Annotated in this window: 16 protein-coding genes; 13 read left to right on the top strand and 3 right to left on the bottom strand. The window is 59.8% G+C overall.

The window, feature by feature from the left end; genetic code table 11:
* Nucleotides 1-968: 968 nt before the first annotated feature.
* Nucleotides 969-1,658 (bottom strand): ribulose-phosphate 3-epimerase, encoded by a 690-nt coding sequence (gene rpe / locus ACR0LX_RS09360; protein WP_480783462.1) that lies wholly within the window; start codon nucleotides 1,656-1,658, stop codon nucleotides 969-971.
* Nucleotides 1,659-1,823: 165 nt separating this feature from the next.
* On the opposite strand from rpe, the gene phnC reads away from it, so the two are divergent.
* From phnC to ACR0LX_RS09335, 5 genes are all read left to right on the top strand, one after another.
* Nucleotides 1,824-2,645 carry a phosphonate ABC transporter ATP-binding protein gene (gene phnC, locus ACR0LX_RS09355; protein WP_480783461.1) on the top strand — a complete coding sequence of 274 codons (822 nt, stop codon included), beginning with the start codon at nucleotides 1,824-1,826 and terminating at the stop codon, nucleotides 2,643-2,645.
* Between the two features lie 64 nt (nucleotides 2,646-2,709).
* Entirely contained in the window at nucleotides 2,710-3,612 is a 903-nt protein-coding gene (gene phnD / locus ACR0LX_RS09350) for a phosphonate ABC transporter substrate-binding protein (protein WP_480783460.1), read from the top strand.
* A gap of 66 nt (nucleotides 3,613-3,678) precedes the next feature.
* On the top strand, nucleotides 3,679-4,560 hold the full coding sequence (gene phnE / locus ACR0LX_RS09345; protein WP_480783459.1) for a phosphonate ABC transporter, permease protein PhnE: 882 nt from the start codon (nucleotides 3,679-3,681) through the stop codon (nucleotides 4,558-4,560).
* On the top strand, nucleotides 4,557-5,900 hold the full coding sequence (gene phnE / locus ACR0LX_RS09340; RefSeq protein WP_480783458.1) for a phosphonate ABC transporter, permease protein PhnE: 1,344 nt from the start codon (nucleotides 4,557-4,559) through the stop codon (nucleotides 5,898-5,900). The genes phnE (ACR0LX_RS09345) and phnE (ACR0LX_RS09340) overlap by 4 nt, the downstream gene beginning before the upstream one ends.
* A 29-nt stretch (nucleotides 5,901-5,929) precedes the next feature.
* The gene (locus tag ACR0LX_RS09335; protein WP_480783540.1) at nucleotides 5,930-6,544 is read left to right on the top strand and encodes an LbetaH domain-containing protein; all 615 of its coding nucleotides are present in this window, start codon (nucleotides 5,930-5,932) and stop codon (nucleotides 6,542-6,544) included.
* Between the two features lie 169 nt (nucleotides 6,545-6,713).
* Here the strand turns inward: ACR0LX_RS09335 and phnF are convergent, their stop codons facing one another.
* Nucleotides 6,714-7,424, bottom strand: coding sequence for a phosphonate metabolism transcriptional regulator PhnF (phnF, locus tag ACR0LX_RS09330; protein ID WP_480783457.1), 711 nt, complete (start codon nucleotides 7,422-7,424; stop codon nucleotides 6,714-6,716).
* A 103-nt stretch (nucleotides 7,425-7,527) separates the two neighbouring features.
* Here phnF and phnG point away from each other — a divergent pair, with 103 nt between their 5' ends.
* From phnG to phnN, 8 genes are read left to right on the top strand one after another with little or no spacing between them, the layout of a single operon-like run.
* Nucleotides 7,528-7,989 carry a phosphonate C-P lyase system protein PhnG gene (gene phnG, locus ACR0LX_RS09325; RefSeq protein WP_480783456.1) on the top strand — a complete coding sequence of 154 codons (462 nt, stop codon included), beginning with the start codon at nucleotides 7,528-7,530 and terminating at the stop codon, nucleotides 7,987-7,989.
* Nucleotides 7,986-8,561: a phosphonate C-P lyase system protein PhnH gene (gene phnH, locus ACR0LX_RS09320; RefSeq protein ID WP_480783455.1), complete on the top strand. Its 576-nt coding sequence runs from the start codon at nucleotides 7,986-7,988 to the stop codon at nucleotides 8,559-8,561. The genes phnG and phnH overlap by 4 nt, the downstream gene beginning before the upstream one ends.
* Before the next feature lie 3 nt (nucleotides 8,562-8,564).
* The gene (locus ACR0LX_RS09315) at nucleotides 8,565-9,656 is read left to right on the top strand and encodes a carbon-phosphorus lyase complex subunit (protein ID WP_480783454.1); all 1,092 of its coding nucleotides are present in this window, start codon (nucleotides 8,565-8,567) and stop codon (nucleotides 9,654-9,656) included.
* Nucleotides 9,653-9,898 carry a hypothetical protein gene (locus ACR0LX_RS09310; protein ID WP_480783453.1) on the top strand — a complete coding sequence of 82 codons (246 nt, stop codon included), beginning with the start codon at nucleotides 9,653-9,655 and terminating at the stop codon, nucleotides 9,896-9,898. Before ACR0LX_RS09315 ends, ACR0LX_RS09310 begins: the two co-directional genes overlap by 4 nt.
* 29 nt (nucleotides 9,899-9,927) lie before the next feature.
* Complete coding sequence (locus ACR0LX_RS09305) at nucleotides 9,928-10,788, top strand: alpha-D-ribose 1-methylphosphonate 5-phosphate C-P-lyase PhnJ (protein WP_480783452.1); 861 nt, start codon at nucleotides 9,928-9,930, stop codon at nucleotides 10,786-10,788.
* Complete coding sequence (gene phnK / locus ACR0LX_RS09300; protein WP_480783451.1) at nucleotides 10,785-11,555, top strand: phosphonate C-P lyase system protein PhnK; 771 nt, start codon at nucleotides 10,785-10,787, stop codon at nucleotides 11,553-11,555. Before ACR0LX_RS09305 ends, phnK begins: the two co-directional genes overlap by 4 nt.
* 24 nt (nucleotides 11,556-11,579) lie before the next feature.
* The gene (gene phnL / locus ACR0LX_RS09295) at nucleotides 11,580-12,263 is read left to right on the top strand and encodes a phosphonate C-P lyase system protein PhnL (RefSeq protein WP_480783450.1); all 684 of its coding nucleotides are present in this window, start codon (nucleotides 11,580-11,582) and stop codon (nucleotides 12,261-12,263) included.
* Entirely contained in the window at nucleotides 12,260-12,805 is a 546-nt protein-coding gene (gene phnN / locus ACR0LX_RS09290; RefSeq protein WP_480783449.1) for a phosphonate metabolism protein/1,5-bisphosphokinase (PRPP-forming) PhnN, read from the top strand. The genes phnL and phnN overlap by 4 nt, the downstream gene beginning before the upstream one ends.
* On the opposite strand, the gene ACR0LX_RS09285 is transcribed toward phnN, so the two are convergent.
* Nucleotides 12,787-13,470 carry a DUF1045 domain-containing protein gene (locus ACR0LX_RS09285; protein WP_480783448.1) on the bottom strand — a complete coding sequence of 228 codons (684 nt, stop codon included), beginning with the start codon at nucleotides 13,468-13,470 and terminating at the stop codon, nucleotides 12,787-12,789. The genes phnN and ACR0LX_RS09285 overlap by 19 nt on opposite strands.
* Nucleotides 13,471-13,475: the final 5 nt, after the last annotated feature.

Genomic DNA, 13,475 nt, shown 5'->3' with positions numbered 1-13,475 from the left:
GATCTGTTTGCAATTCGGCGGGAACTTGCGGTGTGTCCGTTCCGAAAGATCAATCGCGACGTTGGCGACGCCCTCAAAAATTGCCTCTAAGGCTTGCCCCCTTGCTTGGATGCGTACGGTCGCCGTCGAGGATTGGCCTAGCCCGCTGGGTTGGTCCGATACCAATGCTCAACCAGGTGGGATTTCGCGCTGATTTTCTGACGGTCCGCAGCGTGCATCCTATCTATGTCGCCTTCGGGGCGCATCTTGGATGGTGCGTGATTTCGAGTTGTCAGGAAGACGACCGGGGCGGCCTCCTCCTGCAACACCCCGGTCTAGTGCGCCGTGACCCAGCGGGCCTGGCCGCATTCAGCATCGCACCCGTACCCGGGTCGCAATCAGCAAAACCTGCAGTTGGTTATCGAGGGTTTCGACGCCCGAGTCGATACCAAATATTTGCCACAATTCCGGCGCCTTACAGCTTTCGTTCAATATTGCCGAACGTGAAGCGGGCTAACTAGTCAATCGTGTCGACCGACGGGCCAAACCCAAATATCCTTGGGCGCACTCTATGGTTGGGCCAGACCCGTTCGCCAATGACAAACCGGGTGCGTGAAAATCAAGCAATCACTGACCTCTCGGTTTGCTCAAATCCATCACACCGTCCAACGTTGGTATTTGATCTCGGTGACCTGACTGCGCGCAAGGCGCAGGGCAGGGATTTACAAAACACCTGCCATGACAAGACGCACGATGTCTTCGCGGCGCAGGCGGCATGAACTCATCAATCCCAACCGGAAGCTAACAGCCACGCGTCCGCAAACCGGCCGTGCGGCGTGTGCAAGCCAAATCGCCATCATCGCAAAGAGGCTCGTCGCTACAAGTTCAGCGAAAAGAGCGTAGACGGCGCCAAAGCGCCTCTGGCGCCGGGCCCAACAGGAGGAGGTGTTCCGCAAGGAACATCGACGACTGGCGGGAGCATCCGCCCTTCAGGTCAGCGCATCCTCGGCGGCTGTGCGTACGGCACGAATGTTGTCGCCATAAACGTCGGGGTTGCTTACGGATCCGCCTTTGAACACCGCAGATCCCGCGACCAGAACGTCTGCACCAGCGGCGGCAACCAAGGGTGCGGTCTGTGGATCGACCCCGCCGTCGATTTCGATATGAACCGGGCGGTCGCCGATCATCTGGCGCAGACGGCGCACCTTGTCCGTCATGTCGATGAACTTCTGTCCGCCAAAGCCAGGGTTCACGGTCATCACGCAGACCAGATCGGCGAGGTCCAGAAGGTGTTCAACCGCTTCGGCCGGCGTGCCAGGATTCAATGCAACACCGGCCTTCATTCCGGCGGCTCGGATCGCCTGCAGTGTCCGATGCGTATGGGGTCCTGCCTCGACATGTGCGGTCAGAATATCCGCCCCGGCATCGGCATAGGCCTGAATGTAGGGATCGACCGGCGCGATCATCAAATGCACATCCATAACCGTCTTCACATGGGGACGGAACGCTTTGACCGCAGGCGGGCCGAAGGTCAGGTTGGGAACAAAGTGGCCGTCCATGACGTCCACATGCACCCAATCCGCGCCCTGGGCCTCAATCGCCTGGATCTCTTGTCCGAAATTGGCGAAATCGGCAGACAGGATCGAAGGTGCGATCTTGATGGAACGGTCAAAGGGCATGGGTGGCCTCGCAGAATCTAAGCAGTCAGGCAGGCGTATATCCGCGATCTTGATCAAAGTGTAGCCCGACTCTGCAGGCCGGACATTTACAAAACTTTCACCAAATCGACACATGTTCGTTGATCGTCGACTGTAGCCCACCGCCAAAGAATTTGGGGGTGGCACGTGCTACGCATAAAGGGACTGACGAAACGCTTCGGCGACAACATCGCTGTGGATGCAGCGACGCTGGATGTGGACAAGCCTTGCATGATCGGGATCATCGGTCGCTCGGGCGCGGGTAAGTCGACGTTGCTGCGGATGATCAACCGACTCACCGATGCCAGCGAAGGCGAAATCATCGTCGAGGGCCGCGATGTGACAGACCTGAAAGGTCGCGAGAAACGCGCCTGGCAGGCCGATTGCGCCATGATATTCCAGCAATTCAACTTGGTTCCGCGCATGGATGTGGTGTCCAACGTCCTGCATGGCACGCTGAATCGCCACTCGACCCTGGCAACGATGTTCAACCTGTTCCCGATGGATGAGATCCATCACGCCATCGACATTCTGGATCGCCTTGGCATCGCCGAACACGCGCCGAAACGGGCCGAAGCTCTTTCGGGGGGACAGCAGCAGCGGGTCGCCATTGCGCGCGCTCTGATGCAGGACCCGCGGATCATTCTTGCGGATGAGCCCATCGCCTCGCTGGATCCGATGAACGCCCAGGTGGTGATGCAGGCGCTGCGCCGCATCCACGAAGAAGATGGGCGGACCGTGATTGCCAACCTGCACACGCTGGATACTGCTCGCCGTTACTGCGACCGTGTTGTTGGTATGCGCGACGGGCGCATCGTGTTCGATGGCCTGCCCGAGCAACTGACCACAGGTGTCGCCCGCGAAATCTATGGCGCAGACGCCAGCTTTTCGGAAGCGGCGACATCGACCGAGATCGAAACGCTCGACGCGTCCCGAACGGCGCTGATGGAAGCCGAAGCCACCATCTAATCCACCACCCCTTTCATCGCCCGGTCCGATGAGAGGCCGGGATCATCAAACTGGAGAGAGACAGATGAAAAACCAAGTTGCCGCCCTTGTTGTGACCACTGCCATGGCCTTGCCTGCAATGGCACAGGAAGTCACCGAATTCCGCATCGGCATTCTGGGCGGCGAAAACGCCCAGGACCGTCTGGCGCGTTTGGACTGCGTGCGTGAATATACCGAAGAGACGCTTGGCGTGCCGACCAAGCTGTTTGCACCGGCTGATTACAACGGTGTGATCCAGGGCCTGCTGGGCGGAAGCCTGGACATGGCATGGCTGGGCGCATCGGGCTATGCAAAGGTTTACCTGTCGGATCCCGAAGCGGTTGTTCCGGTGCTGACGAAGATCAATGCCGACGGCTCTTATGGTTACCACTCGATTGGTTTTGCTCGTAAGGACAGCGGTATTGCGTCGTTGGAAGACATGAAGGGCAAAACCTTTGGGTTCGGCGACCCGAACTCGACCTCGGGCTATTTGATACCGTCGATTGAAATTCCTCAGGCAACCGGCGCAACCATGGAGTCGGGCGACTATTTCGGCGAGGTGAAGTTCACCGGCGGCCATGAACAGACCATCGTCGCAGTCAGCAACGGTGACGTCGATGGCGGCGTGACTTGGGCTGACGGACAGGGCGACTGGGAAGACGGCTATAACTCGGGCGCATTGCGCAAGGCCGTTGATGCGGGTCTGGTCGACATGAACGATCTGGTTGAGATCTGGCGTTCGGACGTGATCCCGGAAGGCCCGATCGTTCTGCGCACCGCGCTGCCCGAAAACGTTCGTGCCCAGATGACCACGCTGATCGACGATCTTTACGAGAGCGACAAGGATTGTGCCTACAACCTGTCGGCGGGCGAAAGCCTCGGGTTCGATCCGATCACACATGATGCGTATCTGTCGATCATCGAAGCGCGCAAGCTGAAGTCCAACTAAGCCTGCATACCCAATGATCGGGGTCCGGTGCCACTCCGGACCCCGTTTTCCACTCAGGAGCATTCCATGACAGACCTGACCTCTGGGTCCTCAAGCGTCGGCCAGATACGCGACGACTACACCGCTATGACACGGCGCAAACGGGTCTATGGTGGCATTCTTCTGATTGTGTTCGTGGCTGTCATGGCCTCGGGCTTTCGCGTCGCGGATGACCGCAACGCAGGCAGCTTTGTCGACGGTTGGCACCGGCTGTTCGATTACCCCACCGAGGTTCTGTCCGAGGCATGGCAAAAGATCGGTGCAATGCCTGAAAACCTGGTGCGGTTCTTTCCGGCGCTGATCGAGACAATCAACATCGCGGCTGCGTCGACGCTGATCGGTGCCATCGCGGGCACGTTTCTGGCGCTGATGTCGACACGGGGTATGGCGCTTTGGCCCGCGCTGATACCCTTGTTCCGTCGTATCGCGGATATTTGCCGGGCGATCCCGGAAATCGTTGTCGCGTTGGTGCTGATCTTCGTGCTGGGCGGTGGTCCGGTACCGGCGATGATCGCGATTGCCATTCACACGGCGGGCGCGCTGGGCAAACTGTTTTCCGAAGTGAACGAGAACGCCTCGCTGAAACCGGTCGAAGGGTTGTACTCGGTAGGGGCCAACTGGTCGCAGCGCATGTATCTGGGTGTGATCCCGCAGGTTGGTCCAAACTACGTCAGCTACGCGCTGCTGAGGTTTGAAATCAATATCCGCGCCTCGGCCATCCTTGGTTTTGTGGGTGCGGGCGGTCTGGGATACGAGCTGCGCAATGCCATGTCCTGGGGGCAGGGTCGCTATGACGAGGCGGCTGCCATCTTCCTTCTGTTGTTTGTCACCATTGTTGTTGTCGATCAAATCTCGGGTCTGTTGCGCGACCGGCTGACCCATGGTTCCGATAGAGGAGCGCTTGCATGAGCACCCTGGCCACCAACCTGACCCCGGACGCGCTGAAGGCCGAGGCTGACCGCCTGTTCAACCGCAAACGGCTGATGAATTTCGGCCTGCCCGCAATGGTGCTGGTTTACCTGACATACGTGTTCTTCGCGTTTGACGTTCCCGGCTTGGCAGGGCGCGCGAACTGGGAAAATGGCAAGACCTTGGTGGCTGACAGCTACAGCTACAAAACTCATGTCGAGCGCGACAACCGCAACGGCGCCGTATCTGTCGCCATCGAAGGTGAACGAAAGGGACGCTACCCCGAAGGCGAGGCGCCCGAATGGGTGGCGCTGGGCGAAACCACAACCATCGATCTCGAAAACGGTCATGTCGTGCGCTTCGGTCCCGAGACTGTCGAGTACGACATACCCGGTTATGGCACCGTACGCGCCACGCCGACGCGCGCGGCAGGGGTTCAGGCAGAGTTGCCAACAGGCGACGTTCCCGACTGGATCAGCATGTCCAAGAACCGTCTGGCAATCACCACCGATGCCGGTCGCCTGACGGTGACGCGCAATCGCTCGGAAGTGTTTCGGTATTTCATGGGGTGGGAGCTGTTCTGGTTCACCCTCGACAGCCCGTATCACGGCAAATCGTTCTCCCGACTTGCCAGGCTTGCCGCATCCGGCGAAGCGGGCGCGATCTTGAACGACTTCTGGACCAACAAGATGTGGCGTCATCAGGATGTGGCCTGGGCCATATTCGAAACCATTCTGATGGCGTTTCTGGGGACTCTGGGCGCCGGTATGGTCGCGCTGCCGCTGGCCTTCCTGGCAACTCGGAATTTCAACCCTCTGAAAACAGTTCGTTTTGTGACGCGCCGCGTGTTCGACTTTGTCCGCGGCGTCGATGCGCTCATCTGGACCGTTGTGCTGGCCCGTGCCTTTGGTCCCGGACCCTTGACCGGGGCACTGGCCATTTTGGTGACCGATACCGGGACCTTCGGCAAAATCTTTTCGGAATCGCTGGAGAATGTCGATCAGAAGCAAATCGAGGGCGTGCAATCCACCGGAGCCAATGCGCCGCAGCGCTACCGCTTTGGGGTGATCCCGCAGGTGACGCCCGTATTGCTCAGTCAACTTCTGTATTTTCTTGAATCCAACACCCGCAGCGCAACGGTGATTGGAGCGATCACCGGCGGCGGCATCGGGTTGTTGCTGACGCAGGCGATCATCACCCAGAAAGACTGGGAAGAGGTGGCCTATTACATCGTTCTGATCATCCTCATGGTGATGCTGATGGATTGGTTCTCAGGCTGGTTGCGCCGACGGTTGATCGAGGGCGAAACCGCGAAAAAACGCAAGCCGAGAACGGCTTGAAGCTTGATCCCAAGGATACTTACCAGACCATGGGACGGCTCAGCGCAGAGAAACCGTTTTTTCATCCCGATTGCGAGATTTCCAATAGTTCTTTCGGGGCGTTTGTCGAGATCGGCGCCGGGACCCGGGTCGCGAACTCGGTGTTCGGCGACTATTCCTATTGTGACCGGACCTGCGATATCGCCAACGCCCGGATCGGCAAGTTTGCCAATATTGCCAGTTTTACGCGAATTGGCGCGACGGATCATCCGATGGACAGGGCGTCGCTGCACCATTTTCATTATCGCTCGGCCAGTTACTGGGACGATGCCGAAGACGACGCCGATTGGTTCGCCCATCGGGCAAGCCGTCTGACCGAGATCGGTCATGATACCTGGATTGGCCACGCCGCCATCATCAAACCCGAGGTCACGATCGGTCACGGCGCGGTTGTCGCCTCCGGGGCGGTGGTCACCAAGAATGTGGCGCCCTATACGGTGGTTGCAGGGGTTACGGCCACCCCACTTCGGCGGCGGTTTTCCGAAAGCGTCGCGGACCGGATGATGGGTCTTGCATGGTGGGATTGGGATCATACCCGCCTGCATCGCGCTTTGACTGATTTTCGCAATTTGCCGGCCGAGGCGTTCCTCGAGAAATACGAATAGTCAGAAGGCCTGATGCCAAAGCGGCAAATGCTCCCGCGTCCGCATCTGCATCGGCTGCGCCGATACCTCTTGGCGGCCTTGGGCCGCGCGCCGCGCCTTGCGCGGCGCTACGCCCAACGGGATGAGACCTCGGAAACGAGGTCGAAGACGGGCGGGAGCCGCCCGGTTTTCATGCGTCGCTCAGCGTCAGTGTTACGCGTTCGCCGGCAAATACCGTCTTACCGAATTCGACCGGCCGCCCGCTGGGATCGGCGTTGATCCCAAGCGAGTGCAAGACCGGCGCACCTTCGGTCAGCTTCAGATGCAAGGCCTGTGTCGCCGTCGCCGCACGTGCCGTCAGGCGCGTCGAGATGCGCGTATAATCGTCCACTCCGCACAGTTGCAGGGCGCGGGTGACTGACCCGGTTTCCGTCAGGGCTTCCAGAATGCCAGGCAGGACATCTGCCGGAAAAATGCTTTGAAACATCGCGATCGGTTGCCCATCTGCCAGCGACAACCCGTCATAGACATGAACGGCCCCGCCAGTTGGTAGGTCCAGCGCCTCGGCCTCGGCCTGATCCGCTGCACGCGTTGTCAGTGCCAGAATCGTCTTTCCCGGAATCTTGCCGCTGGCCGAGATGCTTTTGTGATACCGGACGCGTTTGCCAATCGGATAGTCGGTTGGCCGCGCGGCCACGAAGACCCCGGCGCCACGCCTGGCATGGACCAGCCCCAGCTCGGCCATGTCGGCCAGCGCGCGCCGGACTGTGTGGCGATTGACGCCATGAGTGGCTGCCAGCTGCGCCTCGGTCGGCAAGCGATCACCGGTCCCATATCGCCCTTCGGCAATGTCCGAGGTCAGGCTCAGGGCGATGCTTTTCCAGATCGGGGTTTTGCTCATGTCACCAAATCTTCACACAGTCATGGATTGCGTCATTAACCGCTTGGCGGTAATATTTGTCTAGTTGTATAGTTGTTGTAGACAACCTAGCCAAGAGGCTTTGATGGTGGAACAGACAGAATTTTCGACCGAGGCGCGGCGGGCATGGATGGGACTGCTGGCCCGCGCGCCGCAGCAGACCGTGCTGGATGTTTGGCGCAAGGCAGACCTGAGCCCTTCGTTCGATTGGGTGCGTGCGCCCGAGATCGGTGGCGTCATGGTCCGGGGCCGCGCTGGCGGCACCGGAGCGCCGTTCAACCTGGGCGAAATGACGGTTACCCGCTGCACTTTGGTATTGCAGGACGGCACAGTCGGGCATGGTTACGTTCAGGGGCGCTCAAAAGCCGGGGCCGAAATTGCCGCTCTGGTCGATGCGCTGATGCAGACCGCTGCGGCAGAGGTGGTGCGCACCCATGTGATCGCGCCATTGGAACGCCAGGTGAACAGCGCCGAGCAAACACGCGCCGCCAAAGCCGCCGCCACAAAGGTCGAGTTTTTCACCATGGTGCGGGGAGAGGACGCATGAACACGCAAACTCAGTACGCAGGCGGGTTTATGAATGCACCCGTAGATGCCTCCTACGCATTCCGGGCCGCAATGACCGCCATGGCCCGACCCGGAGACATTTGCGAGTTGAAAGGCGCCCACCCACCTGCTCCGCTGTCCGTCGCAGCGGGAACATTGCTGCTGACGCTTTGTGATCCGGACACGCCGATCTATTTGGCAGGGGGCGCAGATACCCCTGACTTACGGCAGTGGTTGTCGTTTCACACCGGGTCTCCGTTAGTTGGGGCAGCGCAGGCAGAGTTTGCGGTTGGCACCTGGGCTGATCTGATGCCGCTTGAGACCTATCGCATCGGGACGCCTGAATATCCGGATCGCTCGGCCACTCTGATCGTGGAATGTGACAGGCTGCTGCCGCAGGGGGCAACCCTGCGCGGGCCGGGCATCAAGGAAACCAGTCAGCTCTCGCTGCCAGACGTTAGCGCATTGCAGGGAAACGCGACCTTGTATCCGCTTGGCTGCGACTTTTTCTTCACCGGCGGTGCGCAGGTCGCGGCCCTGCCGCGCAGCACCCAGATAACGGCGGAGGGTTAGGCGATGTATGTTGCTGTCAAAGGCGGCGAAAAGGCAATTGAGAACGCCCATGCCTGGCTGGCCGAAGAGCGCCGTGGGTCACGGGATGTGCGCGAATTGAGCATAGCCCAGATCCGCGAACAACTTGGCCTTGCGGTCAATCGTGTTATGGCCGAAGGGTCCCTCTACGATCCTGATCTGGCGGCGCTTGCAATCAAGCAGGCGCGCGGTGATCTGATCGAGGCGATTTTCCTGATCCGGGCCTATCGTACGACTTTGCCGCGCTTTGGGTACTCGAACCCGGTAGCAACCGGCGAGATGGCGTGCGACCGCCGCATCTCGGCCACGTTCAAGGACGCGCCTGGCGGGCAGGTTCTGGGCCCGACCTTCGACTACACCCATCGACTGCTGGATTTCAAACTCGCCGCTGACGGTGAAGTACCCCCAGCGCCCGAAAGCGTCGCGCGAGCCGAACCGACACCTCACATCACCGAGTTTCTGCAGGGCGAGGGCATCATTCAGAACGAACCGGACAACGATGACACCCCCGGCGATCTGACCCGCGAACCTTTGGAGTTTCCGTCCAATCGCCCTCTGCGTCTGCAATCGCTGACCCGAGGGGATGAGGGGTTCGTGCTAGGCATGGCCTATTCGACGCAGCGTGGCTATGCCCGCAACCACGCCTTTGTCGGGGAATTGCGGATTGGCAAGGTCGCTGTCGAAATGGATATCCCCGAATTGGGTTTTGCCATCGACATCGGCGAGGTCGAACTGACCGAATGCGAAACGGTCAACCAGTTCAAGGGGTCCAAGACCGAACCGCCCCAGTTCACGCGCGGTTATGGTCTGGTGTTCGGGCAATCCGAACGCAAGGCAATCTCAATGGCCTTGGTGGACCGTGCGCTGCGCTGGAAGGAATTGGGCGAAGACGATCTGGGTGCTGCGGCACAGGACGAGGAATTTGTCCTCAGTCATGCCGACAACATACAGGCCACCGGCTTTCTCGAGCACATCAAATTACCGCACTACGTGGACTTCCAGTCCGAACTGGAGCTGGTCCGCAAACTGCGCCGCGAGGCAGAAGGCCGGATTACTCCAAAGGAGGCTGCGGAATGAGTTCAGTCACCACCGCTGTTGATGTCGCCGTCGCGATCACCGAACCGCTCTCCCGCCTGGGTCGTATTGATCGATTGGCGGATTTTCGCCGCTCGCAGCGGTTTCTGACGCGTCAATCGAGCCCCACTCACCCCGAAGGTCACGCTTTATTGCAAGACGTCGCCGCCTCGAATGGCGGGAATGCCAAAGCAGATAGGCCAAAATGGCCAAAAAGAACGAACCTAAAAGCAATACGTCCATAAAAACACCGAAAAACAAAGTGATACGTCAAATGAATGAGTATAACTTCGCATATCTGGACGAACAAACCAAGCGAATGATCCGGCGGGCAATTCTCAAAGGGTTGGCCGTACCAGGTTATCAAGTGCCGTTTGCCAGCCGCGAGATGCCAATGCCTTATGGGTGGGGCACAGGCGGGGTTCAGGTTTCGGCCGCAACTCTGACGCCCGATGATACGTTCAAAGTGATCGATCAGGGCGCGGACGATACGACCAACGCCGTATCGATCCGCAAGTTCTTCGAGAACACCGCAGGCGTCGAAACAACCGAAGAAACCGAAAAGGCAACAATCATTCAGACCCGCCACCGCATCCCCGAGGCGAAGCTGCGTGAGGATCAGATCCTTGTCTATCAGGTGCCGATCCCCGAGCCCTTGCGGTTTCTGGAACCGCGCGAGACCGAGACGCGCAAGATGCATAGCCTCGAAGAATACGGTTTGATGCATGTGAAGCTGTATGAGGATATCAGCCAGCACGGCGCGATCGCGACCTCATATGCCTATCCGGTAACGGTTTCGGACCGTTATGTGATGGACCCGTCGCCGATCCCGAAATTCGACAATCCCAAGCTCGAGATGGATGCGATCCAACTGTTCGGCGCTGGGCGTGAGCAACGGATCTATGCGGTGCCGCCCCATACCAAGGTGGTCAGCCTCGATTTCGAAGACTACCCGTTCGAGGCCACCAAGGCCGACCATCCCTGCGATCTGTGCGGGGCCGAGGACAGTTATCTGGACGAAGTTATCCTGGATGATGCGGGCAACCGTATGTTTGTCTGTTCCGACACTGATTACTGCCGGTCGCGACGTGCTGCCGGACATGTGGGCCGATTGGCCAAGGAGGACGCGGCATGACCCCTCTGTTGCAGGTCAAAGGTATCGAAAAGCGCTATGGCGCGCGCATCGGGTGCGCGGATGTCAGTTTTGAACTCTACCCCGGCGAAGTGATGGGGATCGTGGGCGAAAGCGGGTCGGGAAAATCGACCCTGCTCAACTGCTTGGCGGGCCATCTTGAGCCGGATTTGGGGCAGGTGGTCTATGACACCCGAGCCAACGGGCCGGTGGATACAGTCACGATGTCCGAGCCCGAACGCCGGATGTTGGGCCGCACCGATTGGGCCTTTGTTCATCAGCATGCACGCGACGGGTTGCGCATGTCGGTCAGCGCGGGCGGCAATATCGGCGAGCGCCTGATGGCGGTCGGCGACCGGCACTACGGTGACATCCGCCACACCGCGATTGACTGGCTGGGTCGGGTCGAGATTGACGCAACGCGCGTCGATGATCGGCCGACCGCCTTCTCCGGCGGCATGCAGCAGCGGCTGCAGATCGCGCGCAATCTGGTGACAGGCCCCCGACTGGTGTTCATGGACGAACCGACCGGCGGGCTCGACGTCTCGGTACAGGCGCGCCTGCTGGATTTGTTGCGTGGATTGGTTCGCGAAATGGGGCTGAGCGCCATCATCGTCACGCATGATTTGGCAGTAGTGCGCCTGCTGGCGGATCGCCTGATGGTTATGAAAGACGGACATGTGGTCGAGGCCGGTCTGACCGATCAGGTGCTGGACGACCCGCAGCACGCCTATACGCAATTGCTGGTCTCCAGCGTTTTGCAGGTTTGAGTATTTGGAAAAAGATGAAGTGTCATGATCGAGCTTATTGACGTTAGCAAAAGCTTCACGCTGCACAATCAGGGCGCAGCCGTGATCCCCGTGATGCAAGGGGCATCGCTTAAGGTTGCTGCAGGGGAATGCGTTGCCCTGACCGGCGCGTCGGGTGCCGGCAAATCGACCCTGATGCGGGTGATCTACGGAAACTACCTTGCCGCCTCGGGGCAGGTTCGGGTGGGCGGCCTGGATGTTGCCAATGCCGAGCCGCGCGAAATTCTGGCCCTGCGGCGCGAGACGCTGGGCTATGTCAGTCAGTTTCTGCGCGTCGTTCCCCGTGTTCCGACGCTCGAAGTTGTGGCCGAACCGCTTTTGGCAGTGGGGTGTGACAAGCAGGTCGCGCTGGATAAAGCGGCGGCTCTGCTGAGGCGGTTGAACATCCCCGAACGTCTTTGGAGCCTCAGCCCGACAACATTTTCGGGCGGCGAACAGCAGCGCGTGAATATCGCGCGGGGCTTTGTGCGGGACTATCCGGCACTTTTGCTGGATGAACCGACGGCAAGTCTGGATGCGCGGAATCGTGAAACCGTACTGGCGCTGATCGAAGAGGCCAAGCAACGCGGCGCCGCGATTGTCGGTATCTTTCACGATATCGAAGCGCGTGCGCAGGTTTGCGACCGCGAGGTGGACGTTTCACAGTTCACGCCGGGGATGAATACATGACCCTTGCCCCTGTCATAGCGGTGGTTGGGCCATCGGGGGTGGGCAAGGACAGCGTTATGGATGCGCTGAGCGCACGGTTGGCCGGGGCGCAGCGGGTCCGGCGCGTCATCACTCGGCCCGAAGGGGAAGAGGGTGAGGATTTCGATCGCGTCTCGACCGCGCAGTTTACCCAAATGCTTCAGGACGGTGCTTTTGCGATGCACTGGTCAGCCCACGGATTGTTCTACGGCATCCCGAAAGAGATCAACGACCAGCGACAAGTGGCCAGTGCGGTTCTGGTGAACCTGTCCCGCGCAGTGTTGCTGGAGACGCAAAATACATTTGGTGACCTGATCGTGATCTCGCTGACCGCAAAGGCAGAGGTTCTGGAGCGTCGTCTTTCAGCGCGCGGACGGGAAAGCCGGGCCGATCAGGCGCGTCGGCTGGGCCGGGCGGTGGCCTTGCCCAATGGGCTCTGCCGGGTGATCGAGGTGGACAATTCCGGACCCCTGGACGCGACAGTGGACGAAATTCTGACGCGCATTCAGCCGGAAAGGGCGTAGCGATGGATCAGGTGAAAATGACCATCGACATCCTCGCCCATCAGGGCCAGATCATTGATCTGAAACGGCGCAGGCAGCAGGTGCGCAAGGTGGCTTTCCAGCGCCGCCTCAACGGTTTTGAGGGTTGGTTTGTCCAATCGGCCTGTCAGCGTGATGTGAAAGCGAAACGCGTCCAGCACATACGGATACCCCCAATGCACAAGGTTACTGTCCTGCTCGGGCGTCAGGCCATTGGCACGACGGCGGGCCAGTTCCGCATCGGTTGCGGGGGCGCGAAATCCGTCCAATTTCTGCACACACGCGGCCGCAAGCGCATTCAGGGCGGACGTCTCACCAATAGGGCGCAGCGCCAGGAAGCGGCCCAGACGCGCGATCTCCAGCCCATCCATCGTGACCGGAGTGTTGCCTGCCGCCAACGCTGCGCAGGCATCTTGCAACGCCTCAACCGACTGCCCTTCGCGCAACCGAAACGGAGGTTTCATGGTTGCATGCAGCCCATACTTTCGCGGCGTTTCGGTTACAGCGCCAATCTCGACGCCCTCAATCTGCGGATGGGCCACAGGGGTGCCCGTTTCCATATCCCAACCCAACCAGCGGGTGGCAAAATCCACCCAAGCGGCCTGCGCATCGGGCGCAAAATAGATCGCGTATCGCGTGAATGTCACATTGG

This window comes from Ruegeria sp. CH11 (assembly GCF_056537105.1).
The sequence above is the reverse complement of the archived record's forward strand: the minus strand, read 5'-3'. Positions and strand labels throughout refer to the sequence as shown.

Excerpts from the sequence above, each read along its gene's own strand:
- phnD (WP_480783460.1), top strand. The coding sequence starts at position 2,710 with ATGAAAAACCAAGTTGCCGCCCTTGTTGTGACCACTGCCATGGCCTTG.
- rpe (WP_480783462.1), bottom strand. The coding sequence starts at position 1,658 with ATGCCCTTTGACCGTTCCATCAAGATCGCACCTTCGATCCTGTCTGCC.
- ACR0LX_RS09305 (WP_480783452.1), top strand. The coding sequence starts at position 9,928 with ATGAATGAGTATAACTTCGCATATCTGGACGAACAAACCAAGCGAATG.
- ACR0LX_RS09310 (WP_480783453.1), top strand. The coding sequence starts at position 9,653 with ATGAGTTCAGTCACCACCGCTGTTGATGTCGCCGTCGCGATCACCGAA.
- phnE (WP_480783459.1), top strand. The coding sequence starts at position 3,679 with ATGACAGACCTGACCTCTGGGTCCTCAAGCGTCGGCCAGATACGCGAC.
- phnL (WP_480783450.1), top strand. The coding sequence starts at position 11,580 with ATGATCGAGCTTATTGACGTTAGCAAAAGCTTCACGCTGCACAATCAG.
- ACR0LX_RS09315 (WP_480783454.1), top strand. The coding sequence starts at position 8,565 with ATGTATGTTGCTGTCAAAGGCGGCGAAAAGGCAATTGAGAACGCCCAT.
- ACR0LX_RS09335 (WP_480783540.1), top strand. The coding sequence starts at position 5,930 with ATGGGACGGCTCAGCGCAGAGAAACCGTTTTTTCATCCCGATTGCGAG.
- phnE (WP_480783458.1), top strand. The coding sequence starts at position 4,557 with ATGAGCACCCTGGCCACCAACCTGACCCCGGACGCGCTGAAGGCCGAG.
- phnN (WP_480783449.1), top strand. The coding sequence starts at position 12,260 with ATGACCCTTGCCCCTGTCATAGCGGTGGTTGGGCCATCGGGGGTGGGC.
- phnG (WP_480783456.1), top strand. The coding sequence starts at position 7,528 with ATGGTGGAACAGACAGAATTTTCGACCGAGGCGCGGCGGGCATGGATG.
- phnH (WP_480783455.1), top strand. The coding sequence starts at position 7,986 with ATGAACACGCAAACTCAGTACGCAGGCGGGTTTATGAATGCACCCGTA.
- phnK (WP_480783451.1), top strand. The coding sequence starts at position 10,785 with ATGACCCCTCTGTTGCAGGTCAAAGGTATCGAAAAGCGCTATGGCGCG.
- phnF (WP_480783457.1), bottom strand. The coding sequence starts at position 7,424 with ATGAGCAAAACCCCGATCTGGAAAAGCATCGCCCTGAGCCTGACCTCG.